This is a genomic window from Rhizobium sophoriradicis (assembly GCF_025200795.1).
In the GTDB taxonomy this organism is placed as follows: Bacteria; Pseudomonadota; Alphaproteobacteria; order Rhizobiales; family Rhizobiaceae; genus Rhizobium; species Rhizobium sophoriradicis.
This window is the reverse complement of the sequence record NZ_CP104156.1, coordinates 375,622-398,709: the sequence shown is the minus strand read 5'-3', so window position 1 is coordinate 398,709 and position 23,088 is coordinate 375,622. Positions and strand designations below refer to the sequence as shown.

Genomic DNA, 23,088 nt, shown 5'->3' with positions numbered 1-23,088 from the left:
CTCAAAATCCATTTCCTGCAAGTGGCGGAACTTTTCGCGAAACCGCTAAAGTTCCGCCACTAGCTATTAGAGCCGATTCTGCATTTTGAGCAAGGGGTTTTAGGTTAACGAAAGGCTAACGTGGATAAACCCGGAACGTAGAGTAAATGGATTTTTCCGTTTATATCCTGCAGCTTAGCAAGACCGCGGTACCGATTGGTCATGGTGTGTTTTATTGTGAATCCTACAAATGTGCCCCGGCGATTTAGACGAAAAGCAGAAGACCTCGGCAAAGTCGGTGATCCCCTTGCCGCGACTCACTCGCACAAAACCGTAAGCATTCGACAACGGACGCCCGATTCCAATTCGTGCAGAGTTCCCGGCGCCTAACGGCGGCGGAGAAATTCATGCAGGTATTCGCGATCTCGACACCAAAAATTTACTACGAAGCGTAGCTGCTTCAGGACGATCATAGGCTACGTGCGAGGATCTTTTCCACTCGCACTTGGGATGTAGAAGTAGTCGACGAGTGCGAGGCAGATGGGGTTGACGCTCTCGCCCCGACTGCCATCCTGGATGTCACCGCGGCTGGACCACTTGCAGGATGTGCACGCGATTTGTCTGCGATGGGACCGACCATGCTGGTAGACGTATTTCCGTCTCTGCTCCCGAAGGGCCGCCTGAACGCCAATCCCCTGATGGTCTAGAGTTCTCGCTTTTGCGTCGACACCTCGAAGAGTGGAGGGGAGGGGAGGGGAGATGGTTCCGTTCACGAGGCAACGCTGACCTTGTTCGCCGGCATCGTAGAATGGTGCCTGGGAGGTGGTCTCAGCGAAGTCGTTGCGGTAACGGATATCAGGTTCGAGCGAACTCTTGCTAGCGTCGAATGGCCTCTCCCGCGCTTGGGGCAGCCAGAGAAGATCGTTGCCACCACCGCCATCGCAGGCACGCGTCCAGCAAACGCTGAGACCTTTCTGATGTTGCGGCCGCCCAACTACCGATCTAGTTGCCGTCATCCTTCTCGGTGCGACTCGGATTGTTGGTCTGTTCGGTTCGAACCGGTGCGCCACGAAGGATGAAGCTTTGGACGATGTGGCGATAGGCTCTTAGGAGGGTTCGCGCGGGCAGATGAGGGAAGGCGACATGGCATCTTCGCAGAGATGAGGATGCATCGAAGAACGGGCTGGTAAACCGCGGCTCGTGTTTGAGGCTGGTGGCATTGACGCGGCCCAAGCGCTCCACTCTACCTTCAATAGTTTCGTCGCTCCTTGCGCAAGGGAACACTTCTGCCGCTTGAAACGTCCTTTGCCGTTTGCGCCGACGATATCTCCGAGAAGCTTGTCAAGACCCAGGACATAAGCAAGCCCGCCAGCAAGGCACGTGATTTCATCAGCTTTCTGACTGCCGCCTGTGGTTGTTGGCTAGATTCTGGATGCAAGTAAGTGTACATATTAGGATAGTCGGTGTGTCGGGGAGCGAGAGGTCTCGTATGGAGGTTCGTGGACTCGTAATTACTTGCCCCCGCAAGGTTGAAGAATGGACATTGTCGGTTCCACTCGCCGTATCGTCCGAAGTCGGTGTGCGGATAGAGTTGTGTGGACTCTGCACACCGGAGCAACGCGTTTATCGGGGCGCCAAGCCGACTTACCCCTATTGGGGCGGGCACGAGTTGTCAGGCACGATCGTGTCTCTGCCGGACGATGTACCGGATGGCCTGCGCGTAGGAGACCGCGTTGCGGTGCTTTTAATGCGCAGATGCGGCCAATGTCGTGCCTGCCGCCTCGGACTGGACAACCACTGTGCATATTTAAATCCTAAAGCGAGAGGAGGGGTGCCGCAGGGGCCGGGGGGATTGGCCAATTTTGTGGGCGTACCCGCCTATCAGGTTTTTTCCGTACCTTCCTTTTTGGCTCCCGAGCGTGCCGCGTTAGTTGAACCTGTCGCCTGCGTGGCACGCGGCATAAATAGGGCGCGTGCAAAGGCTGGAGACACTGTGGCCGTCATCGGCGGAGGCACGATGGGCCTTCTCCATTCGATACTTCTGACAACCAAAGGATGCGACGTTTACCTTTTCGATGACGACGTGGCAACGCATGGGCCTGTGATGTCGACCGGCGCCCATGCAACGGGGTCAGTTCATTCTCTGTCTGATCCGAAACTCGTCGAGAAATTAACGGATGGCTGGGGCTTCGACTGCATCTTTTGCACGCGCTTCGGTGTCAGAGGCATTCAGGGGGCCATAGCTGCGGCGTCACGCGGTGCCAGGATTGTACTCTACCAATCGATTCCGACGTCCGATTTGTTATCGGTAGGCGCTAACTTTCTGCATTACCGGGAAATTGAACTGATCGGCACCATAGCCCAAAGCGCGGACGACGTGAGAAATGCCATTCGAACCATCGTTGAACACGCCGCACGCTTCGACGTGCTGCAGGTCAATCTTTGGCCCTCGTCAAACGCCCAAGAGGCATTCGAGCAGGCGCTCGATCCACGTGTTAATCGCGTGATGCTAGATTTCAGGTAATGCTTCTCAGCGTGCCTGCAGCGCGCCTGCAATTTCGTTGCCGATCGAGACTACTTCGACACTGTCGGGGAAATTGTCGGTACGTCCGACGCTGTCGGTCACAACGATGCGGTCGATCTGAGACCGTCCCCAGTTTTCGTTCAGCGACGGCGTGAATATGGCATGGGCTGCGGCAAGGGTTATCTTGCGAGCGCCTGCCGCTTTGAGATGTGCGGCGGCTGAAAAAGCCGTCTGACCACTGTTGATTTCGTCGTCAATCAGGATGATCGTCCGGCCAGCAACGTCCCCCAGAATCTCGACGCTCTCCCGAAAGTCATCATCGTCTCTGCGGTGCTTGCGCATGACAGCGAATGGGCAGCCGAGCAGGGCCGCCAAGTGCTCAGCTCGCTTCGCTCCGCCGAAGTCCGGTGAAACGACCATGTCGCCATCGACGGCCGCAGAACCGAGATGGCGAACTAGGGCGGGAGCGAACTGAAGATTGACGACAGGACAGGCAAATGCGGCGCACAGCTGAGGAACATGGAGTTCGAAAGTTATCAGCCGATCTATACCGAGCGTTTCGATAATCCCCGCAAGGATTCGCACCGGTACAGGTCCGCCGTCGAAGGCAGGGCGATCCGAACGCGAATATGGGAGGTAGGGAAGAACAGCGGTAATCGTGCGGGGACCCCGCGCCCGCACGGCACCAAGCGCTAGGAACAACTCGAAAAGACGATCATGAACGCTGTCAGGAAATGTTTGCACGACCACCACATTTCCGCCAAGCCCGCCGTCGCGCGGAGTGACAGCCATCTGGCCATTGCTGAACACCTGCGTGTTTAGGATCGTTATTCCTGACCGCGTGAGGGCCCGATGGACTGTTGACGCAAACTTTGCAGAGGTTTCGGTTGCTGCGATACGAAGGTCGTTCGCCGCAGGATCTGTACGATATGGTGACTCGGGCGCCATATTTACGCCAGCTCAAGATCGTTAACAGTGGGAATAGACAGCAGTTTGGGCAACACGTCGCCCCAATCATGTTGAAGTGGTACCTCGGTTTGATCAGGTCGAATGAGCTCTAGGAACTCGGACGGTATGTCTATCCCACAGATGCGCTTCATCTGCGTCAGGACGAAATATAACGCCGGCCTCATCTCGTATTTGTAACCTATCGCAGCGACCTCCGCCCAGCTAATATTCGCCATTTCTTTGTGTAGAACCGCATGAAGATCGCCGAACATCAATAGTCGAAGCGAATTATAAAGGAAGGCCTCGTGATAAAGCCTGGCCGAAAGGAACCAGACGGCGCCAGTCGCGGATTGGACCTGCAATATGCGGCCTAGACCGTTTGCAAGACGCACGCCTGACCATATGTCTTCGACATCGATGCCGACGGAGAGATTTACATGCATATCAATGAAGATGGGCATGTGCAGCTTCTTCGCGGAATCGATGTATCCCTTTACGTGGCGGTAGCGCAGCTGGCGTGGCACCGCGGGACCAGGGAACGGAGATTCAACGGATTCTATCCTTACAAACACCGGCAAGGAATAGCTTTCGCGGAAGGTTTCGTCATCGAGTTCCTTTCGTTCCGGATGCCAGTTGCCATTTGAAGGGTCGAAAATACCGTGCCGGTAGCCGAGATCGAACATGAGCCGCTGCACGCGCTGCGCGTCAGCGGGCTTGACCATGATGTCGAGATCGGTCATCGGCCGTAGGAGTGGATCGGGATAGTGGAGAAGCGCGAGATCTGGTCCCTTCACCAGGAACCAGGCGATGCCGGCCCGATCCAGCGCATCCATGATTTCTGGCAGATTGCGAAATTCGAGTGCGGACCTGACCTTTGACATGACAGTCCAGCACTGAACGTAATGCGCCGCCTCAGTAGGCAATAGTGTCAACAAATCGAGGCGGCGCAAGTGATTCTCAAGCAGCGGCACCGTCCGATTATGCTCGGCGCGCCATACCACATAGGGCCAGTTGACAGGCTCCTTGCAGAGACGAACCAAACGCTCTTCATCCTCGGGTCGTAGGTAGGCCCGGCAGGTGATCAGCAAAATAGAGTCTTCTGGTGACAACCGAAGCATCGCGGAGACTCCTGATACGGCTGCGTGATTTATTTCGAACTTTCCGGGCTGCCGAATTCGGCTAGTGTCTGCCTCAGGTCGGCGAACTGTTGTTCGAAGGAAGCGAAACTCTGGTCGACGTTTTGTCCAAGCAACTGTTCAAGGCTGAGCGTTTCTTCAGCGCGTTCCTCTTGTCCAGACATAAGCTTGTAAACCGAACTTACCGGCAGCAATCGCGACAAGAGTTCACCACCGCGGCCCGTCTGGGCGCTGTCCCGAATTTGCCGGATGCAACTTTCGGCAAGCAATCCGTCAATCACGATTACCAGCTTGCCATCCTCTTCGTCAACGGCGTAGCCAAACAGTCGGGAACTAGCCATTGCCGCTACCTCTGAACCTTCTTGAGGTCTTCCACTTCACTGCGTATCTGCAGCAATTGTGCCTGAGCCGAGAGAAGTTTGGCGAATGCGGCGGTAACCGCCTTTGCCGATTGTGTGTCGGAACCAGTCATCCTAACCGGTCCTCGCCCAATGCGGCGTCCTACAAGACCTGAATCGGCGGCGCGCGGCCAATTGGCTTTGCCAAATTTCTTCGAGGCGGTTATATCAACGTAGTAGTCTTGTAGTTCGCCGTTAGCAGCGAGTGAGCCGGATTTCGACCGTTGCGATCTGCGTGACACCTTTAGCGATTGCTCTAATTTTACAAGGCCAGCCGTCAATTGCTGAGCTTGGTCATCCAAACCCGCCTGCAGCCGGGCGAGTCCTTCCGCGAGACGAGAAATCACCTGGGCTTGCTGGGCGGCTGCTTTGTTGCCGGATCGTATCGCGTTGTTCGCAAGTGTGTGCGCCACACCCGCCGCACCTCGGAAAGCTCTGCTCATCCTCAATCCTCCACGTTATTTTTGTTGACCTGGTTAAATTACGTCGTCGACACAGCAATTATTACGTCGCGCCTCCTGCGTTAGTGAGTGTGTTGCGCAGCAGCCGCGATTTCCTCCGAGAAGTTATAGACAGGAGCTTCGGCGGCGGGCCGACGCTCTTTCGCTATAACTCCGCGGCGGTAGGTGGAATCTTTCGTCGGGTCCACCAGGGCGTACTCCGGAAAACCTCCGTTATTGTAAAGTTCCTGGCACAGCGGATAGGGCGCGTCCTTTTCACCATAGTGCGACCAGCTACTCATCTTGCAGACGCCGCGACAGACTGGATAAAACACGCAGTTGCCGCAGACGCCCTTAACCTCGCCACTCACCACCTCGCGTAGCTCATGGAAGAACGGGCTGTTGCGCCAGATTTCCATCAAGGGCATTTCGAAGGCATTGCCGGCGATCATTTCCGGATCATCGTAGGAGGCACTGCACATCGAAACTTGTCCGTTCGACAGTATGCCCAGTACGTTGTCGCCCCAACCGCAAGTATGCACGCCGTTCAGATACTTGAGAGGCATCAGAGCCGGCGGCAGAGTCATGTATGCAGCGCCACTCTCAAAATGGGGAGATTTCAAAAGATCGCCTATCAGTAGCTTGCATTCCTCCAAGCTTATCGCATTGTCCTCATGGCTGCGCGCGTTGCCCATCGGATGTATGTTGAGCAGCGTCCGATGCTTCTTGATGCCCCAGCCGAGCACCAAATCTATAATCGAAATCACCTTGTCATAGTTGTTGCGATAGGCAGTCGTCGTTACCACCGTAGAGATGTCAGTTTTTCCAAGCCGCTGCAGGACAATCGCAGTCTTGGCGAACGCACCCGATTTTGCTCTGAAAGCGTCGTGCGCCTCTGGGTCGAAATGGTCGAGGCTGATGAAGACCGTCAAATTGGGGAGCCTACTTAGCTGCTCGATCGTGAACTCGTCAAAGAGGGTTCCATTCGTCTCGAAAACCAGCTCCTTCAGCCCACAGGATGCGAGATATTCCATGACTGCCATGAATTCCTTGTGAACCATCGGTTCACCCCCGGAAACCTTAACCTTGCGCAGCCCATTGGGTAGTGCTTGCTCGATCAGTCCTTGGATCGCCTCCAGGTTGAAATCAATGCCCTTGGCCTTGGGCCCGACGCCTGCGATATAACAGTGGTGGCATCCCAAATTGCACTTGCGGGTTAGAAACAGATAGATCGTTTTAATTTCGTTTTCCGAGACGACTCGTTTCGAAAGTTCACTTGTGACGAGGGCCTGTAGCGTCTGACTGGCTACATGCACGTCCTGCGGTGTCGAAAGCCAATCAGGGGTATTCATGCGCTTGCCTCCTTACGTCTATGTTGCTGCGCTAGCACGTCATCGCACTGATCACTGGTGCGTCGTCCAATTGACGCCTGCCTTTCAAAACTTCGATTTCGAGTATGAATGCGTATCCGGCGATCTCTCCGCCTTGGGACTTGACAAAATTCCCAGTCGCCCGAGCAGTGCCACCCGTCGCTAGAAGGTCATCAGCAATCAGGCATCGCAGGCCGTCACCGATGAGGCCGGCAGTTACCTCCAGGGTTCCGGAGCAGTATTCACAGCTGTATTCAAATGAGAGGACGTCCCCCGGCAGTTTACCGGGTTTCCTTACCATGATGAAACCGCAACCGAGCCTATCAGCCAATGAGGCGCCCAAGATGAAACCACGCGCATCAACCGCCAAAATGGCATCGATTTCTGTTCCCGACACTTGGCTTGCGACGGTAGAAACGACTTCGCCCAATGCACCTCTACCAGCCAGCATAGGCGCTATATCCTTGAACAAGATCCCGCCTATCGGAAAGTTAGGAAATTCTCGTAATGCTTCTACACCGGATTGGTTAATCCGTGACGCCCCGCTATTTGGAACAGCTACAATCATTTTACTATCCCCCACATGTAACCATCTAAGAGCCTCGTAAGGTGCGATGGCCTCGCGCACTTTGTGGCCAGCCACCAGATGAGGCCCTGGCAAGCTTATCAGCGGCGGCCGCCGCCGCGCCTACCACGTTCCTCCGGGCCGGCACGGGTCCGCTCTCTGACCAGATCACGCCGGAATTCGCCAGCGCCGCGAACAGATGAAACATCAGTCGGCCGCATAATGTTGTCTCCTCGAAAGCGGCTCCGATCATGATTCGTCCAGCCCTGATCTTAGTGCCGAGTCAACTTTACGTCGCTTTGGGGTTCGTCAGGACCTTGTCAAAAGCATCCTTGACCGGCTTTGAGATTTCCTCCACCGCCCTGCTTGAGAGCTCCCGGACTTCCTTGGCGTGCTGCAAACTTGTCTCAACCCGCTTGCGGAAAAAGGCCGACTGCTGTTCGAGGATCTGCGACGGCGAATTCGCGCCCAGCAAAGCTTGCAAATGTGAGAAGCCGGCCTCGGCGTCGGCTTGCAGTGCAGCGATCGTCTTCCACCACAATTCGTTGCCGAATAGACTTGTCGTTTCGAGGATCGGAGGCAGCATTTTCTGTGTCGCTTCAGCGCCGGACGCAAATTTCAAAAGAGCCTCTGTCACCTGCTTGTTCCCCTTTTCAACGGATGCGCCGAACTGATCTGGCACCTTGAGCGGCGATGACCCCGGGTTTTCGATCGTTTCAAATGATCTTTCGGAAATCTTGGTCATTGCATTTTCCTTCTCTTTGAGTTGGTTGCAAGCTGTGACATCGGGATTGACCCCTTCCGCCGGCGGACTATGCATGGCCGCTTTGGTAGAACGCGGATCCGATGACGAACGGTCAGGTGGCCTCCGTTCCGTTCGTTTCATGAACCGGCATCATGCAGACTGCTTTCTGCCGCTTGTAACCAGGGATCAGCAAACACCATGCCAACTGCTCCGACGCGCCAAGAAGATGATTTTCGTTTATCGATGGGCGGGTTGAGGGCAGGTTGATGTGTATTTGGCGGAGAGACCGGCGAACAAAACGTTCCAGTCACGACAAATCTGACAAAAGTGGCGAATGCCCGACATTTGCGAAAAATGTCGACGGTTGCGCTGGGGACAAGGGAATTCACGCGGACTTCAAATCGCGCCAAGGATCATGTGCCTGTTCGTGGCTAAGGGGCGTTACTCGACTTCTCGTGAACGTCCCTGGCGGTCTTATCAACCCTTGTCCTGGTTCCTGCTTTGCACCACCTTCCGCTTGGAGCCATGAAGAGGGTCGTTGTTTCGATAATTTGAGGATGGGCTGCTTGGCGATTTGTTCGTAGCCCAGCTCGGGTCCATACGTCTCGGTACGGTTCGCCTGCCTATCCTGTTCACGGCACTTTCGAACATAAGACCGAACGTCATCAGAGCGATCGCTGTGATGCGCAACATATTTCATTTGGTACGACGTTTGCTGGTGATCGGTGACGCTGGTTGACCATAGGCTCTGATGCCGATCTCGTCGGACAAGGACGCAATTGAAGTCAACTACGGAGGTTTTCGGGACCTGACACGATGATTGGTTCGGTGCATGCGGAACGCTTGGCGGCACGAGGATGACACCGAAAAGTACGTGGGGTCTAATCAATGGAGTGAAAAATGAAAAAGTATGTTTGCGAATTCTTCGGGACCTTCACACTTGTCTTCCTCGGCTGCGGCACATTGCTTTATATGCGTCAAGAGGTGGGCCTGTTGGGTGTCGCTTTAGCCTTCGGGACGACCGTGGTTGCAATGGCCTACACGATTGGCCCAGTCTCGGGCGCGCATCTCAATCCGGCGGTCAGCCTGGGTTTCCTCGTGTCGCGCCGATTGAGAGTGTGGGACTTTCTCGCGTATGTCTCCGCCCAATGTGCAGGAGCTATCGCGGCGGCAGGCACGCTCTACCTTATCGCTATGAACAAGGTCGGCGGTTACGATATCACCCTAGAAGGTTTCGCCCAAACCGGCTGGGTAGTCTACGGATGGAGAGCTGCGTTCCTATTCGAGTTTATCGCCACGTTCCTGTTCGTAACTGTATTCCTCAAATGCACGGCTGGACGCGGCGCTGTTGCACGATTGGCGATTGGACTTGCCTTAGTTGCGATCCACCTTGGCGGTATCACCGTTTCGGGTTCTTCTGTGAATCCAGCACGATCGATCGGCCCAGCACTTTTCGCAGGAGGGGCGGCACTCTCTCAACTCTGGCTTTATATATGTGCGCCAATGCTCGGCGCTATTGCGGCCAGCCTTCTTCAGCTCAGGGGGATCGTCGCGTCAAGCGAGCCGCAAAGTCTGCGCCAATTTGAATCGCGCGAAATGACCAGCGACATATCCAGCCCGGTTTCATTCTTTCGCCACCGAAGGAGAGGTATCCCAAAAAGGGAAAGCCACTGATCGAGGAGGGGGTCTCGACCTTGACAGGGGAGCGCATCCCCAGACACTGGCCGTTGCATCCCGCATATCTTGACGCTTACTGCGATCTTCCTACGGATTGGGACCACGGTCGTCTCTGACGTATCGACAAACGTCGCATACGGATCGACAATGGCAGCCCAACGTCCAGCTATCATTGGCGGCGATCCAAAACGGCGGCGATCGCGGCCAAAGCCTCGTGTATCGCGATACTCACCGACCTTCCGCTCAAGGTTGTCAAGGGTCCGCGATACTCATCCATACCGCAGATGCGTGTCATTAGGAGCATGAATTTTACAATGGTGAGGCTGCCATATAGGACACGTTGGGCGGCGGATCTAATGGAGCAAATCTCCAGCGTCTGGGGGTTGCGCTGGGGTGCCGATCCACACCCAAGCGCCGGTAGGTGATAGACGATACCCACAGCGGCTAGGAGCCATTGAATCGGCAATATGTTCTTTTGATACGGTGTCGCGCAAGTTTGGCATGGAGAATCATATGCAATCGCAACAATAGCCGAGTGCAGAGTCAAGCAGCGCTACTTGCATACGCGCAAATGTCCGTTAGAAGATTTCGACGACGTGGCAGCCCAAGCAGTTGCGCGGCAGCGAGTTTAGGCGGGGCGTACGTTGCGGCGAAAAACAGCCAATGGACACGCCGAAAACGGCTACTGGGCCTAAGTCGCCACGGTCGCCCTGTGAACTTGGAACCCAGGCAAATTGTATGACCGTTGGCCGTCGTTCAGCATGCCGAAGTCGGAGCGCTGATCGGAAGCTGGATTAGCCTGCATGATGAACGAGAGGTTGGAAAATGCCGCTTTCAAAGGCTCCCGTAGGCATCGTGAGATGTTGAGAATGCGAGCAAGAATTGTAGGTGGAAAGACAGTGCCTGAGGCGCCAGAGGCCGACGATCGCGATCTAGCTTTAGACTTCGCCAAAGGAATACTCATTGTCTTGGTGATTTTCGGTCACCTGATACAATATATCTTTTACGAGGGTGATGGCTTCTGGGATTCGGCATGCTTCAAATCGATCTACATGTTTCACATGCCTCTCTTTATGGCGATAAGCGGATATCTCTCTAGATCAGGGCTACTAGGCAAATCGTTCAGGCAAGCCATCGGTGATCGCGCGCTGCAGCTCCTGGTGCCGACGCTGTTCTGGTTCACCCTTTTGGAGGCAGTCAAATTGCTCATGTTTCCCCGGCCGCCGGACGCACCTGGCAACCTGTTGCAATTCATGCACGATTTCGTCGGCACATACTGGTTCATCTGGGCTGCGTTTGCTTCTTTTCTTTTGGTCAAACTTATTTCGATCTTCAACTCCGGGTCGGCACGCTCTTTGCTTGTCTCATCCATACTGGTCGCAGTTGCCCCCGTGACGTTTTCTATATTCCCTCTCATAAAGTACACCTATCCCTTTTTCTGCATGGGATTTTCATTTGCGCAGTCGAGAGATTGGTGGACGAGCATAATGCGGTATCATAAGCCACTCCTGATGATGTCCGCCTCTATCGCGGCTAGCTTGTGCTTCATGGCGTGGCGCGAGGACACCTATGTCTACAACAATCTCGCCTTAATCCAGGATCTGCAGTCGGCAAAAGATATCCTTCTGATGTTTTTTGGCTCGACAGTGGCCTCTGCAGTGATGATCGAGATTCTGCTTCAATCCTGGAAATTGGACGCTCGAACCGGGTGGTTCGCTTTATCGCCGTGGAAGTGGGGCAGAGCACGCTCGTGTTGTACCTGGTGCAGGCTACGGTATTCCGTCTCATGGATTTGATACATTACGGAGAACAATGGGCTCCCACAATGAGGTCTGGCGCGGCGGGAATTCTCGGGACGATGATCATTGCCGTAGCACTAGCAGTTCGCTGGAGCGTGCGCGACATTCCCTATCTGTCCCAGCTCATGCTTGGAACGCCACCCCGCCTCGTTCGTTTGCCGAGCAATCCTGCGAATAACTAGCGGTGTTCAATTCTCAACCTAAACTTCGTCAGCAAGCAAGCATGCCAAGGCACGCGTTAAGGGGCCCATTTTTAAAGGATCCTTTTGCACGAAGATCGGCTGAGGTCCGACTGATGTGCCAATCACGTATCGAGAATCCGCAAACCCCTCCGCGCCCAATGCTCCGCGACGACGCGGGCGCTTGACCCCCAGGGTATCGACTCCACCCTCTTTGAGGTTGCCAAAGATTCGGTTTGCTTCGCACTTGTTTGGGGTCCGCTTGCCGCCAGGTCCCGTTGTCCCTGCTAAAATCGCGAGCGTTCGCTAAGGTACCAGAAACGCTTTTCCGGCCTGTGCTAAGCAATGACCGGAAACAGCGAGTATCGCCTCAGCGGTCACACCGAGGCAGCACTGCTCCATGACGGCCGCTGCCACAGTCATCCTCTTGCCGGCGCCGACGGTACCGGCCAGCTAGGTCGTGCCGGCAGCATGATCCCCCGGGTGCCGTGTTCTGGTGCGGATAGAGAGTGAACGCGGCCGACGCACGCCGGCAACTTAAGATACACGCCGCCGAGGCGCCCAGGGGCTGGTTGTTGAAACGGTCCTAAAACCTTGCGGCCGGTCGATCCGGTGGGCATCGGACCAGGACCCGGCCCTGAAGGGCCATCTGATCTTCGTGAGCTTCCCCTTTGCCGGCTACGTCTAACAGCCGTTCACTGTGGAAATTCAGAGCGTTGTTGAGCTGTCGCCGGCGTCGCGGGGGCCTATGCCTGCATTCCATTTGCCCGCGGCATTCCCCCAAATGACGGCGCTAACTGTCGAGGAAGGGAGCTCCAGCCAGTGATGCATGCGGGTCTCGGAGTCCATCACTGGGAGGCGCTGTGATCGCCAAGCAAAGAAGATCGACCGGCTGCACCTCGGCAAGCGGCCGGACATTGCGCCCAATCCGCGAATTGAGAGCGGAGCGGCTTCGGCGGGTGTCATTTGTTGCTGACGTGGCCGGAGAATAGGTTCCGCCGCTGCACCGGGATGCCATTTCTTCGATCCCCACCGCGTCTTGTCCGGTTCACGACAACGTTGTCCTCGATCAATTCTTCATGGGCTAGCTAAGAAGCTGGAAACAATACAGATGCCGTGTTCCGAACCTCAGCGGAGGAGACTGGCATGAGTCTTGAACTCCCAGAACTACGCGGCGGGCAATCGCCTGGTGGAACGTGTGGCGTCCGGTCGAAGTCGATTTGAACCTTGAAGGGAAAATACATGGCAGGTCTGCATCAGTTCGCACGGAAAAGGGGGTATCGGCAAGTACACGGCCTCTCAAGATACTCTCACTGTCCTTGTCGACCTCGAAAAGCTGATTCCACCCCCCGCCTGATCCTCAATTCGAAAGCCCGAGACACGGTTTTACACCTGGCGGCGAATAGGTTGGTTGAGGGTGGAGTTCGCGGCGAAACCTACCGCCACTGGACTATCGCGACGGGAATCTCGCTTGTGAAGCGCTTTTCGTCAAGCCCGCCAGCGTTGCCCGCCGCTTGCCGTTGTTGTTGCGGCCGCCCCGTTTCGAGGGGCCATGTCATTCGTCCGGGCCAAGTTGCGTCGCCACAGGTCCCATCTGCCGCACCATTTTAAGGGATGGTGTTACCGGAAGCGGGTGTGGCCCTTAGTCAAACCGCATCCAACACTCAGGAGGATTTTAACTGATGTCAAACGTCACCCCTGTCCCCAACAATGCTCGATTAGATGAGAAAGATGCTCTCGCCACGCCTTTCATTAAGTGCCTCTTGCGTCTGATGCGTGCTCAAGACACCTTTGAATTGTGGCAAGAGAAATCGGACACCGATTTGCTCTGTGATTTCATCGTGACGAGGCAGCAGCGTAGGGCGATTCCTCTCATCGGGGGACCTGACCTAGAGGTGCAGTGGCGGCTTGAGATCTTCTATGCCGCCGTAGCACTTGCTATAGAGGAGCAGTCCGGACTGATGGCGTCACCGGTGTTGACTGTGAACCATGAGGGATTCGGTCGGATATTACTCACGGCGGGGCGGCTCGTAGTACTCTCGAAGACGCTCCGCGACGTACATCGATTTGGCTTCGACAACCTCCAAAAGCTCGCCGAGGCGGGAACTGGCCTGGTCGATAATGGCTTAACAACAATTAAGACCTATTCAGATGTAGCGCGCGTTTAAGTGCGGTTGAAACGGCTCATATAGGGCGGAATTCTTCGCTAATCTGCCCAGCAATCAAGCAATCCGGGGGTGTGCCCTAGCGTTCTTGGCGCGGGGGGGGGCGACATGGAGGAACCTGCATGACAGTGCGTTCACTACTCACTACGGCTCCTCTTTGGCTCCGGCGTATCTCACAAGCACTGATCAAGCGACGTGTATTGGCTGCGCCCCTTGTTTTCTGGTCTGCCAGTGTTCGGCAGGAAGGTAGGTGGTTGGCCTTCAAATGACCTGCCACTGAATTTTCATCCGGCGGCGATTAGAGCCTCGGCGGTCTTGAACCGCTCCCAAACGTTGGACCACCGGATGCTAGAGTTTTCCGGCTTCATTCAGGGAGGCGGGCTGGTTGCGCCTCCCGAATTCACCAACGAGATCGGCACCTTGTTGCCGATCGCACCATGAGGTCTTTCCTCATTGTAGTATCTACGCCAATCCTCCATCTTTTCGCGGGCATCCGCAAGGGTCAGGAACCAATGCTGGTTCAGGCATTCTGCACGGAAGCGGCCATTGAACGCTTCGATGAAAGCATTATCAGTCGGCTTGCCGGGGCGTGAGAAGTCCAACGTCACACCCTTGGAATAGGCCCGCAGGTCCAAGTCGCGCGACACGAACTCGGTCCCTTGGTCGACACGGATCGTTTTCGGATAGCCGGCTTTTTGGCACACCCGTTCAAGGGTTTGCACAACGTCTTCGCCTCTATAGCTATGACGTGGATCAAGCACCGGCACGTAGCGCGAGAAGGTGTCGACCACCGTCAGCACGCGCAGTTTCTTACCCGTTGCGAGTTGGTCGTGAACGAAGTCCATCGCCCACGTTCCGATCACCGCCGCTTCAAGTTCACAGCCGACAATGTTGCCATGCTGCTTAACCGTGACGTTCACAACCGTTTTCAATCCTCGAGCCGACAGGGCCTACACGGATCACGACCTTGGCGCCCGCCATAATCGAGCGTAAGGGCCATCAGTTCTCACTAGGTCAGCGTGCTTTCCCTCCTCAATGACCCGCCCCTTGTCCAGGACCACAATATTGTCCGCCCCACGAACGGTGCTCAACCGATGAGTGATGACTATGATGGTCTTCCCAGCGCGAGACAGATCCTCAACAACCCGCAGCACAAATTCTTCGGCTGCCGAGTCCAGAGAGGAGGTCGCTTCGTCAAGGATTAGAACGTCGGGATCCCGGTACAGGGCCCGAGCCAATGCGAGGCGCTGCTTCTCACCTCCGGAGAGGCGAACCCCGTTCTCGCCCAGATGGGCCTGGAACCGCCCGGGCCAGCGCTCGATGCACTCCCGCAGTCCTATTCGATCACAGATGCGTACGATCTTATCGAACTCCGGTTCGAACTCGCCCAGGGCGATGTTCTCGATCACGGAACCGGAGAAGACGTCTATCGATTGCGGTACTGCAGCCATGACCTTGTGCAGTGATGCGCTCGAGAAATCCTGGAGGGCATATTGGCCGATCCGAATGCATCCATCCTCAAGCTGGTAGACATTCTGCAGCAGAGCCGCAAGGGTGCTTTTGCCCGAGCCGCTCTCACCCACGACGGCCGTCAACTCTCCTTGGCGAAAGGAGACGCTTAGATCGCTGAAAACCTCCGCCTGCGCGCCATAGCGGAATGTGACGTTCTCCAGGCGAATATCTCCGAGATCGGTCTTCGTAGCATCGATGCCGCTGCTGCTTGCCGACTCCAGTTCAAAGATCTCGAAAAGTCTATCCGCCGCGATAAACGCGTCTTGAACGATCCGGTTGGTCTGGATCAGGCGGGCGACCGGCCGGGTGATATAGCCAAGCAACGTATAGCAGGACAGCAATTCGCCGGGCGTGACGGCCTGTTCGAGCGCAAGCGTGGTTCCAAACCACATCAGCACGATGGTGAACAGGACCGACAGCAACGTCGAGGCGTTGTCGCCGCAGATTGAGATCAGCCCGGAGCTGTAGACGGAATGCAGCATCTTTACGAAGCGGGTCTCCATTTTGAAGTTTGCGAAGCTCTCGACGCCGGAAGTCTTAATGGTGGAGACAGCTCCGAGTGATTCTACCAGTTGCGCCTCGAGTTTGGCGTCATTTTCCATGATGACTCGTTGGAGATTTCGATTCATCCGATTGATGGCCCAATATACCAGGATGTACATTGGAATGGCGAGCGCCACGATCAAAGCAATATTCCAGGAATAGATGAACATCATTCCGAACGAGAACAGTATCATTAAAATGTCAACAAACATGTTTATCGAAACGTCGTTCAGGAAGCTCCTGATTTTCACAGCGTCGTTCATGCGCGACACGATTTCTCCCATGCGCATGCTATCGAAGAACTTCTGGGGCAGGGCCAGGATGTGATTGTAATAGCCGAGGATCAAGCATACGTCGATCTTCTGCCCCGTCTGCAGGACGAGTCGGCCTCTTAGGAGGTTGATCAGGATCTGTATCGCTAGGATCAGCAGCATTGCGATGCTCATCAAGTTGAGCAGGTTGCGGTTTCCCGCTGGGATCACGTGATCAACGATCTTCTGAACGTAGATCGCCGTCGAGAGACTGAGGACGGTCGTCACAAGAGCGCCGACGAGAGCCTGCGCCATCACCGTGCGGTGTGGCGCGAGTAGGCGGGCGAATCGGGCGAGGGGCGACGTGGTCTCGTCTCGACGATTGAATGTGTCTGCCGGAACCAGCAAAACCAGAACGCCGGTCCATTGCTCCATGAATTCCTGATGCGGCACTTTGCAGATTTCGCCCAAGGCAGGGTCCATGACGATGACCCACTTGGCGTCGATCGCATGGACCACTACGAAATGGTGCAGGTCCTCCTTGACGACGTGCGCGATAGCGGGCTTGGGGATCTTGTACAGGCTGTCGAAGCCACCTTTGACGCCTTTCGCGATGAAGCCCAGCTTCTGCGCCGCTTCCGTGAGCCCCAGCACACTCGTACCGGAGCGGTCGGTCGACGCATACTGGCGGATGCGCGCCAATGGCAACTTGTAGCCATAGAAGGCTGCGACAGATGCGAGGCTGGCGGCGCCGCAATCCGTGATGTCACGCTGTTTGAACTTAATGGCCTTACTCGACATGGAGGCTCGCTGGCTGTTGGGACAATATTAGCGCCCCGCCAGCATCGGGTTGAGCCAATCGTCTGCCTCGTCGTAGAGCAGTTGCAGGAGAGTGCGATTGGCCAACAGAAAGCGAGCCCGCACGGTCATGCCTTTCTTCAGGTGGCCGATGGCCCCGCTTTTCAGCGCGAGTTCGCTGCGAGAGAGCGCGCACTGGACCTTGAAGACCGGGTTCCCGTCATGCAGAGTGAAGTCCTGCGCCACCTCGACCACCCTTGCTTTGATGACACCCCATTGGTTGTAGTTAAAGGCATCCACTTGGAGCCGCACCGGCTGACCAGGCTGCACAAAGCCAATGTCGTTGGGGGAGACGTAGATTTCCGCCACCAGATCGTCGTTCGGCGAGATCCAACCAACGGTTTGCCCGCTCTGCACGTAGCTTCCGTGCGCGAGGCCGGAGAACTGCTCGAGAGCACCCGATACTGGGGCGCGGATGCGGTGCAGGTCCCGTTCGTGCTCGAGCTGATGCAAGGTGGCCGTGAGTTCCTTTAAGCGCAGGTTAGCATCAAGGAGCTTCTGGTTCCAATCAGCGGTTTTGCGTCGCACGAGGATCTCGCCTTGGACCTCGATATTTTGGAGAGCGAAAGCCTTCTCGTCAACGGTCTTCGCCGGCGCCGCAGCAGCCGAGACAAGTCGCTTTGCGCGGTCGAGTTCCGCCGCGGCGTTACTGCGCGCATTTTGGTTCTCGCGCAGCAAGTTGAGAAAATGCACCCTTTCAGCCGTCGCGGATTCGGTTTGGAGGGGGGGCGAGACGCTGAGCCTTGCGCCGGAAGAAATCAGCGTTTGGAAGTCATGGGCAAGATCGCTCTTGGCATGAATGTCGGCTAAAACCCCGCTGAGCTTTTCCTCGATTACATGATCGTCAAAGGCGATTATTTCCTTCCCCTTAGCAACGACATCGTTCTCAAAGGCAAGGACACGGGAGATGCGTCCGGAGACGGGCGCTATCAGGGGCGTCTTCTCCACGATCGGGCGAATAGTACCGACACTCTGCATGGAGACCGGTATGGTAACGAGTGGCAGTGAGCCAAATGCCGCGGCGACGAAGAGCAAGATCGCCCTATAAATGCTCAAGGATCGTCCTGATCGTCGCGCCAGTATGCTTTCTGCGGTGCAGCTGGCCGTTTCAGCAGAAAGGGGAACTGCTAGTCTGTAGTCACTAGGAGCCATCGAGAGCCAGCTCGCTTATCAACCAAACAAGTGTCCGTAACGTCGCAAAAACAAGTAAACCCAAAAATACCAACCTCCGGAGGTTTCAGCTGCTTCTTGAGGGGTTAATTCGGTTACACGATAGGCTGCCATGTTGTTCATCATTGGTGTCTCCGTTCAGAGCTGGATTGAGAAGATGCCAAGGCCCCCGTTGGGAGCTCCTAGCGGCGCGCAACAAAAAGGTTCAAGATTCGTGCCAATGCAGAAGGAGCGAAAAGCATCAGAAAACTGTTCTGTATGTTATTCAATGGCTGCCCTAGAGCGCCGAGACGTGCCAAACCGCACATCACGCTGTCGCAAGCACGACAAACCGAGTAGGGTTCTGAATGAACGTCCTGAACAGGATCGACAGCTCCAAAGTTCGGTGGCGACGGTACAGTTGAGACTCGGCGCTCAGTAAGCGCGCCCCCATCCGCGTAGCCCCCATCGAGTTTGCCGTCGATTTTTGTTGCTGCTGATTCACTCTGAAACCTGGTGAATTGTTAGTGGCCCTCCGCACGATAGTGGGCGCGGATGCGCCGCTTGGTGCCGCGGGCCTTGTCCCTATTGGCAGATGCTATGGCCGGATGTGTCAAGTAAAAGATCCACCGGATGCGAAAAGAAACACGAGACCTATTGGGCAATGCTTGGGCGGGTCCCGACGCTATGGCGATCTCAGACCTGCACTTGTTCCGGCCCAGGCTGTGGCCGACAGCGATCGTCTCGCGGGGCCGTTGCGACAGGAGGATAGCTGGCAAGTCTCAAGCTCACCTCGACATCCGGTTACGCGAGCTTGGCCGCGCCAGCTCGGGCTGTTACGATTCCGGGCGGCTCGATTGCGAAGGCGACGTCCAGACGTGGATGCTGCGACTGGCTTCTGCGAAGCATTCAGTCATCTGCGTACAGGAGCGCCCTGCGATGAACGTCATCCTCGCAGAAGAGACTAGCTTTGGCCTGCGCATGATGGCCGATGCCACAGACACCCACACCTTGTGGGTGTTAATCCGTGTTCGACAGTGGCATGTCGAGAGCGAAGCCTACGACCGGGCGCTAGCCAGGGTGGTCGAGGCGCAGGCGGGGTTACCGATCCATGGGCACTCCGGCTTCGAGCGACGGCCTATTATTTGCCGCCACAGCGCAAGGCGACGCCCTGGTAAACGTGAAATACGGCAGGATGCTAGGCCTTCAGGCCTACAGCCAGGTCTCGGATCGATACGGGTCGATCCGTCTGTCGTCCTCGTCGATCAGACGCTTGAGCCATTCCAGCGCCGCGATGGCGGACCCGATGTGCTGCATTATTCCGGAATTCGAGCAGGCTCAGCAGCCTCGGCAACATGCGTGGATAATGAAATGCCGTAGGAGGAACGTGGCACCGCCTGGGCTCGCTGCTTAGGAACCGCCAGTCTTGTATTTGCGGACCAGAGCCGAAAGTATCGCCTGTTCGGCAATTTCGGCACCGCTCCGTCGAGGGCCTTGATCGCGGACCCGGCGATGCGAGCCAAAAGGCGCTCCTCGCTGGCCCCTTTTCAATTTCTTGGCGATCGAGGCGACGACCCTACGTTCCCATTCGCCACCATCTTGTGCACTTTGATCTGAACCCTTCAAACTGGACCAGTTTTGGTTAGAGTTTTCCGGTGCATTTTCCTGGCTGGGAAAGGGACCAGAAGACGATGAAAGCGTCGCAGTTTTCGGACGCTCAGAAGGCGTTCATTCTGAAGCAAGGTGATGAAGGCGTGTCGGTTGCTGAAATCTGCAGGAAGGCGGGGATCAGCCAGGCGACTTATTTCAACTGGAAGAAAAAATACGCGGGCATGCTGCCACCGGAGATGAAGAGGCTGAAACAGCTCGAGGACGAGAATTCGCGCCTGAAGAAGATCGTCGCGGATCTGACGCTGGACCGCGAGATGTTGCAGGATGTCATCCGCCGAAAGCTCTAAGGCCTGCTCGGAAGCGGGAGATGGTGAAAGGCATGTGCTGCGATTGGGCGATCTCGATCCGACGTGCTTGTGGAGCGTTGAACTTCGATCGATCAACTCACCACTATACCTCTCGCCGTGCTGATCAGGCCGGTCTGGAACGTCGTATTCGCGAGATCTGCGAGATCCGTGTGCGGTACGGCTATCGCCGCGTGCATGTGCTGTTGGAACGCGAGGGTTGGGGCACCAACATCAAGCGAACCTACCGCATTTACAGGGACTTGGGGCTACAGTTGCGGAACAAGACACCGAAGCGGGGGGTAAAAGCCAAGCTTCGCGAGGATCGGCACATGGCCGTCGGACCCAACGACGTCTGGGCGATGGACTTCGTTCACGACCAACTCGCAACGGGTAAGAAACTGCGCGTGCTGACGGTGGTCGACACCTTCTCGCGCTACGTGCCGGTGCTTGATCCACGTCATAGCTATAGAGGCGAAGACGTTGTGCAAACCCTTGAACGGGTGTGCCAAAAAGCCGGCTATCCGAAAACGATCCGTGTCGACCAAGGGACCGAGTTCGTGTCGCGCGACTTGGACCTGTGGGCCTATTCCAAGGGTGTGACGTTGGACTTCTCACGCCCCGGCAAGCCGACTGATAATGCTTTCATCGAAGCGTTCAATGGCCGCTTCCGTGCAGAATGCCTGAACCAGCATTGGTTCCTGACCCTTGCGGATGCCCGCGAAAAGATGGAGGATTGGCGTAGATACTACAATGAGGAAAGACCTCATGGTGCGATCGGCAACAAGGTGCCGATCTCGTTGGTGAATTCGGGAGGCGCAACCAGCCCGCCTCCCTGAATGAAGCCCGAAAACTCTAGCATCCGGTGGTCCAACGTTTGGGAGCGGTTCAGAAATTCTCAGTGGCAGGTCAGACGCCGGATGAAAATTCAGTGGCAGGTCACACTGTCTCGACCAAGAGATGGAGGACCGCGTCAGCGGTTTCCGCCTCGCCTAAAAAGATAGCGTAAATGCCAAGGTGATAAGGCTGAGGATGCCGCCGAACTTCCCGCGCAGTTTCTTGGCCGAAACGACGATACAGCCGCTCCCCCTAGCAGCGCCTGCACCGGCCGTCAGGCCGGTTAAGCGAAGCGGGTTACCTCGATGAAGCTTGTTTACGGAGGAAACATTTGATTGATGAAAGGATAAACGCGCGCGAGACCGGCTTCTTACTTTTGCTTTCCCACAATAAAACTCGCTAAAATTTCCTGGCTTTTCGATCGACTCTCTTTTGAGAGGAACCCACAGGTGCCCCAGAAGACGCTGGCGATTTATCAATAGATGAAGAACTTGCCGTTGCCATCCCTTCCTCAGGAAGCGTAGCTACTTGAGCGGCACTGTCAATCGCTCTACGGCAGTCATCAAGGAAGTCAGCTATATATTCATTGACATAGACAACCAACGGCTCCTTTGGAACAACATTCAGACGCCGTTTGTCCGTTTTATCCCGAGTGATGTCGATGAACCCACGCAAATGCGCTGCCTCGACATACTTTTGGCAAACAGTCTGGTTTTTGAAAGGCAGATAGCGACACGCCTGCATCTTCGTCATGGGTTTGTTATTGGCGTCCATATGATATACTTTAAGCATCAATCCAAGAATATTCCTCAGGAATAGTTTTTCTTCGGAATTTTCGCTAACGAGATCTGACAAAAACGAGTCAATTTTCTCAAGCTTATGCTTTACGCCGACGTCGATCTGTTCTGGCGTATATATTTCTCTTCGTGTTGTCTTCGCCACGGCCACGCCTCTGCGCAATGGGTCGTTCTGTTTTCACCCAAAGCCTGTTACCGGATCCCATCGCGGCGACATTTATCATATGTATGTCTTCATAACTACGACGAATATAAGAATTTGCGGGCGGTCGTGAGACTAACCTTCATCGTGCACGAGCCCCCGCTCTTGTTTTCACATCCATTTAAAAAAACAGTTACACAAGTGTAACTACGAGTGCTACCAAAAATTCGGGAGCTTCGCTTCCGATGGAAGGTCGGTCTCTTGATTGGCCCCCGACCAGCTCGCCCGCCGCCCGAGCTGGCATGCAAGAGCCCGACCTTCCGTTTTGCACGTGGCTTTTCGAACCAGGGATCCGAAATGAATAAAGAAATTTGGAAAGATTACAGCCAACCTTTCGGGACGATTGGTCCATTGATGACAGTGGGCGAAATTCTGGAAAAGAATATTGATGCGGGATACAACGCCTATGATGAGTATGCAAACGCAGCTCTTCAGAAATTTGCTCGGTATGCCTCAGAATTCCTCTCCAATCCACATCCTCATTTAGGTCGGGACGGGAGCGTTTGCCCTTTCGTTCCCGAGGCTCTGACGAAGGGGCTTTTACGGGTTGCCGCGTCGCAAGCTGTTGCAGTTGACGAAATCGAAAACGATTTGGCGCGTATGCTCGCCGTCTTCAGCCAGATGAAACCCGTAAAGTCCTTCAACGATCGAACGGGCGACTGGATCTATAAGGCCATTATCATTGCCCTTCCTGGAATACAGGATGAAGGAGAGATTATCAGGATTGGTCAACTGCAAAAACGGCTGAAGCCCGACTTCATTCAGGAAGGTATCATGATCGGTGAATTTTATCCAGGTTGCCCGGAGCCCGGTTTGCACAACAGGATGTTTCGACCGCTCGACACAACGGTTCCAGCCTTGGCTATTCGGCATATCACCAAATATGATGCTCCTTTCATGCTCGATAGCGATAAGTGCCTGGAGGCTTACTTCAGTATTTTTGGGAACGAGGGTCGCCGCCGCATTAGGCAGCTTTTGGAGCGAACCGCCTGAAACTTACTCGCAAGAGGGCTGTACTCGCAGTCGCTGAAACAGCTATCCTCGATCGTCCTACCAGGT

At 55.4% G+C, this 23,088-nt stretch carries 16 protein-coding genes and 5 pseudogenes; 9 read left to right on the top strand and 12 right to left on the bottom strand.

Going from position 1 to position 23,088, the window contains the following annotated elements; translation table 11 throughout:
* Window positions 1–434: 434 nt before the first annotated feature.
* The 3 genes and pseudogenes from N2597_RS32690 to N2597_RS32680 all read left to right on the top strand — a co-directional run bounded on the left by N2597_RS32690 (window position 435) and on the right by N2597_RS32680 (window position 2,503).
* Window positions 435–1,058: pseudogene (locus tag N2597_RS32690) on the top strand (acyl-homoserine-lactone synthase).
* A gap of 353 nt (window positions 1,059–1,411) precedes the next feature.
* A pseudogene (locus N2597_RS32685) lies at window positions 1,412–1,819 on the top strand (alcohol dehydrogenase catalytic domain-containing protein); the annotation flags it as partial.
* 12 nt (window positions 1,820–1,831) lie between these two features.
* Complete coding sequence (locus tag N2597_RS32680; RefSeq protein ID WP_237350518.1) at window positions 1,832–2,503, top strand: MDR/zinc-dependent alcohol dehydrogenase-like family protein; 672 nt, start codon at window positions 1,832–1,834, stop codon at window positions 2,501–2,503.
* Between the two features lie 6 nt (window positions 2,504–2,509).
* On the opposite strand, the gene prs is transcribed toward N2597_RS32680, so the two are convergent.
* The 7 genes from prs to N2597_RS32645 all read right to left on the bottom strand — a co-directional run bounded on the left by prs (window position 2,510) and on the right by N2597_RS32645 (window position 8,105).
* Window positions 2,510–3,451 carry a ribose-phosphate diphosphokinase gene (gene prs, locus N2597_RS32675; RefSeq protein WP_011053499.1) on the bottom strand — a complete coding sequence of 314 codons (942 nt, stop codon included), beginning with the start codon at window positions 3,449–3,451 and terminating at the stop codon, window positions 2,510–2,512.
* 2 nt (window positions 3,452–3,453) lie between these two features.
* Window positions 3,454–4,569 carry a nucleotidyltransferase family protein gene (locus N2597_RS32670; protein WP_004672715.1) on the bottom strand — a complete coding sequence of 372 codons (1,116 nt, stop codon included), beginning with the start codon at window positions 4,567–4,569 and terminating at the stop codon, window positions 3,454–3,456.
* Window positions 4,570–4,598: 29 nt separating this feature from the next.
* On the bottom strand, window positions 4,599–4,928 hold the full coding sequence (locus N2597_RS32665; RefSeq protein WP_004672714.1) for a hypothetical protein: 330 nt from the start codon (window positions 4,926–4,928) through the stop codon (window positions 4,599–4,601).
* Window positions 4,929–4,933: 5 nt separating this feature from the next.
* Window positions 4,934–5,428 carry a hypothetical protein gene (locus N2597_RS32660; RefSeq protein ID WP_004672713.1) on the bottom strand — a complete coding sequence of 165 codons (495 nt, stop codon included), beginning with the start codon at window positions 5,426–5,428 and terminating at the stop codon, window positions 4,934–4,936.
* Between the two features lie 80 nt (window positions 5,429–5,508).
* On the bottom strand, window positions 5,509–6,777 hold the full coding sequence (locus N2597_RS32655; protein WP_004672712.1) for a radical SAM/SPASM domain-containing protein: 1,269 nt from the start codon (window positions 6,775–6,777) through the stop codon (window positions 5,509–5,511).
* Window positions 6,778–6,808: 31 nt separating this feature from the next.
* Window positions 6,809–7,363, bottom strand: coding sequence for an adenine phosphoribosyltransferase (locus N2597_RS32650; protein ID WP_004672710.1), 555 nt, complete (start codon window positions 7,361–7,363; stop codon window positions 6,809–6,811).
* Between the two features lie 286 nt (window positions 7,364–7,649).
* Window positions 7,650–8,105 (bottom strand): phasin, encoded by a 456-nt coding sequence (locus tag N2597_RS32645; protein WP_041684036.1) that lies wholly within the window; start codon window positions 8,103–8,105, stop codon window positions 7,650–7,652.
* 900 nt (window positions 8,106–9,005) lie between these two features.
* Here N2597_RS32645 and N2597_RS32640 point away from each other — a divergent pair.
* The 3 genes and pseudogenes from N2597_RS32640 to N2597_RS32625 all read left to right on the top strand — a co-directional run bounded on the left by N2597_RS32640 (window position 9,006) and on the right by N2597_RS32625 (window position 13,928).
* Complete coding sequence (locus N2597_RS32640) at window positions 9,006–9,779, top strand: aquaporin (protein ID WP_183600093.1); 774 nt, start codon at window positions 9,006–9,008, stop codon at window positions 9,777–9,779.
* Window positions 9,780–10,651: 872 nt separating this feature from the next.
* A pseudogene (gene nolL / locus N2597_RS32635) lies at window positions 10,652–11,763 on the top strand (nodulation factor fucose acetyltransferase NolL).
* A gap of 1,679 nt (window positions 11,764–13,442) precedes the next feature.
* Window positions 13,443–13,928: a NifX-associated nitrogen fixation protein gene (locus N2597_RS32625; RefSeq protein ID WP_004677039.1), complete on the top strand. Its 486-nt coding sequence runs from the start codon at window positions 13,443–13,445 to the stop codon at window positions 13,926–13,928.
* A gap of 365 nt (window positions 13,929–14,293) precedes the next feature.
* On the opposite strand, the pseudogene N2597_RS32620 reads toward N2597_RS32625, so the two are convergent.
* From N2597_RS32620 to N2597_RS32605, 4 genes and pseudogenes are all read right to left on the bottom strand, one after another.
* Window positions 14,294–14,776: pseudogene (locus N2597_RS32620) on the bottom strand (IS3-like element ISRel21 family transposase); the annotation flags it as partial.
* Between the two features lie 108 nt (window positions 14,777–14,884).
* A complete protein-coding gene (locus N2597_RS32615) occupies window positions 14,885–17,032 on the bottom strand; it encodes a peptidase domain-containing ABC transporter (RefSeq protein ID WP_004676279.1) in 2,148 nt (715 codons plus the stop codon).
* Window positions 17,033–17,059: 27 nt separating this feature from the next.
* Window positions 17,060–18,145 carry an HlyD family secretion protein gene (locus N2597_RS32610; protein WP_008533948.1) on the bottom strand — a complete coding sequence of 362 codons (1,086 nt, stop codon included), beginning with the start codon at window positions 18,143–18,145 and terminating at the stop codon, window positions 17,060–17,062.
* A gap of 114 nt (window positions 18,146–18,259) precedes the next feature.
* A complete protein-coding gene (locus N2597_RS32605) occupies window positions 18,260–18,385 on the bottom strand; it encodes a hypothetical protein (RefSeq protein ID WP_004676277.1) in 126 nt (41 codons plus the stop codon).
* A gap of 728 nt (window positions 18,386–19,113) precedes the next feature.
* Here N2597_RS32605 and N2597_RS33805 point away from each other — a divergent pair.
* Together N2597_RS33805 and N2597_RS32595 are read left to right on the top strand one after the other, a co-directional pair.
* A pseudogene (locus N2597_RS33805) lies at window positions 19,114–19,475 on the top strand (Tn3 family transposase); the annotation flags it as partial.
* 454 nt (window positions 19,476–19,929) lie between these two features.
* Window positions 19,930–21,032 (top strand): IS3-like element ISRel21 family transposase gene (locus N2597_RS32595; RefSeq protein ID WP_085994809.1). Its coding sequence is split into 2 segments (ribosomal slippage): window positions 19,930–20,191 and window positions 20,191–21,032, totalling 1,104 coding nucleotides; the frame shifts between segments, so codons are not numbered across the junction.
* Between the two features lie 397 nt (window positions 21,033–21,429).
* Here the strand turns inward: N2597_RS32595 and N2597_RS32590 are convergent.
* Window positions 21,430–21,972: a hypothetical protein gene (locus N2597_RS32590; protein WP_183600166.1), complete on the bottom strand. Its 543-nt coding sequence runs from the start codon at window positions 21,970–21,972 to the stop codon at window positions 21,430–21,432.
* A gap of 354 nt (window positions 21,973–22,326) precedes the next feature.
* Here N2597_RS32590 and N2597_RS32585 point away from each other — a divergent pair, with 354 nt between their 5' ends.
* Complete coding sequence (locus tag N2597_RS32585) at window positions 22,327–23,022, top strand: DUF6875 domain-containing protein (protein WP_225881506.1); 696 nt, start codon at window positions 22,327–22,329, stop codon at window positions 23,020–23,022.
* The last annotated feature ends 66 nt before the right edge of the window (window positions 23,023–23,088 follow it).

What these genes read in the sequence shown, in the direction of transcription:
- N2597_RS32670 (WP_004672715.1), bottom strand. Translation starts at nt 4,569, where the DNA reads ATGCTTCGGTTGTCACCAGAAGACTCTATTTTGCTGATCACCTGCCGG.
- N2597_RS32660 (WP_004672713.1), bottom strand. Translation starts at nt 5,428, where the DNA reads ATGAGCAGAGCTTTCCGAGGTGCGGCGGGTGTGGCGCACACACTTGCG.
- N2597_RS32605 (WP_004676277.1), bottom strand. Translation starts at nt 18,385, where the DNA reads ATGATGAACAACATGGCAGCCTATCGTGTAACCGAATTAACCCCTCAA.
- N2597_RS32585 (WP_225881506.1), top strand. Translation starts at nt 22,327, where the DNA reads ATGAATAAAGAAATTTGGAAAGATTACAGCCAACCTTTCGGGACGATT.
- N2597_RS32665 (WP_004672714.1), bottom strand. Translation starts at nt 4,928, where the DNA reads ATGGCTAGTTCCCGACTGTTTGGCTACGCCGTTGACGAAGAGGATGGC.
- N2597_RS32615 (WP_004676279.1), bottom strand. Translation starts at nt 17,032, where the DNA reads ATGTCGAGTAAGGCCATTAAGTTCAAACAGCGTGACATCACGGATTGC.
- N2597_RS32640 (WP_183600093.1), top strand. Translation starts at nt 9,006, where the DNA reads ATGAAAAAGTATGTTTGCGAATTCTTCGGGACCTTCACACTTGTCTTC.
- prs (WP_011053499.1), bottom strand. Translation starts at nt 3,451, where the DNA reads ATGGCGCCCGAGTCACCATATCGTACAGATCCTGCGGCGAACGACCTT.
- N2597_RS32655 (WP_004672712.1), bottom strand. Translation starts at nt 6,777, where the DNA reads ATGAATACCCCTGATTGGCTTTCGACACCGCAGGACGTGCATGTAGCC.
- N2597_RS32650 (WP_004672710.1), bottom strand. Translation starts at nt 7,363, where the DNA reads ATGATTGTAGCTGTTCCAAATAGCGGGGCGTCACGGATTAACCAATCC.
- N2597_RS32625 (WP_004677039.1), top strand. Translation starts at nt 13,443, where the DNA reads ATGTCAAACGTCACCCCTGTCCCCAACAATGCTCGATTAGATGAGAAA.
- N2597_RS32645 (WP_041684036.1), bottom strand. Translation starts at nt 8,105, where the DNA reads ATGACCAAGATTTCCGAAAGATCATTTGAAACGATCGAAAACCCGGGG.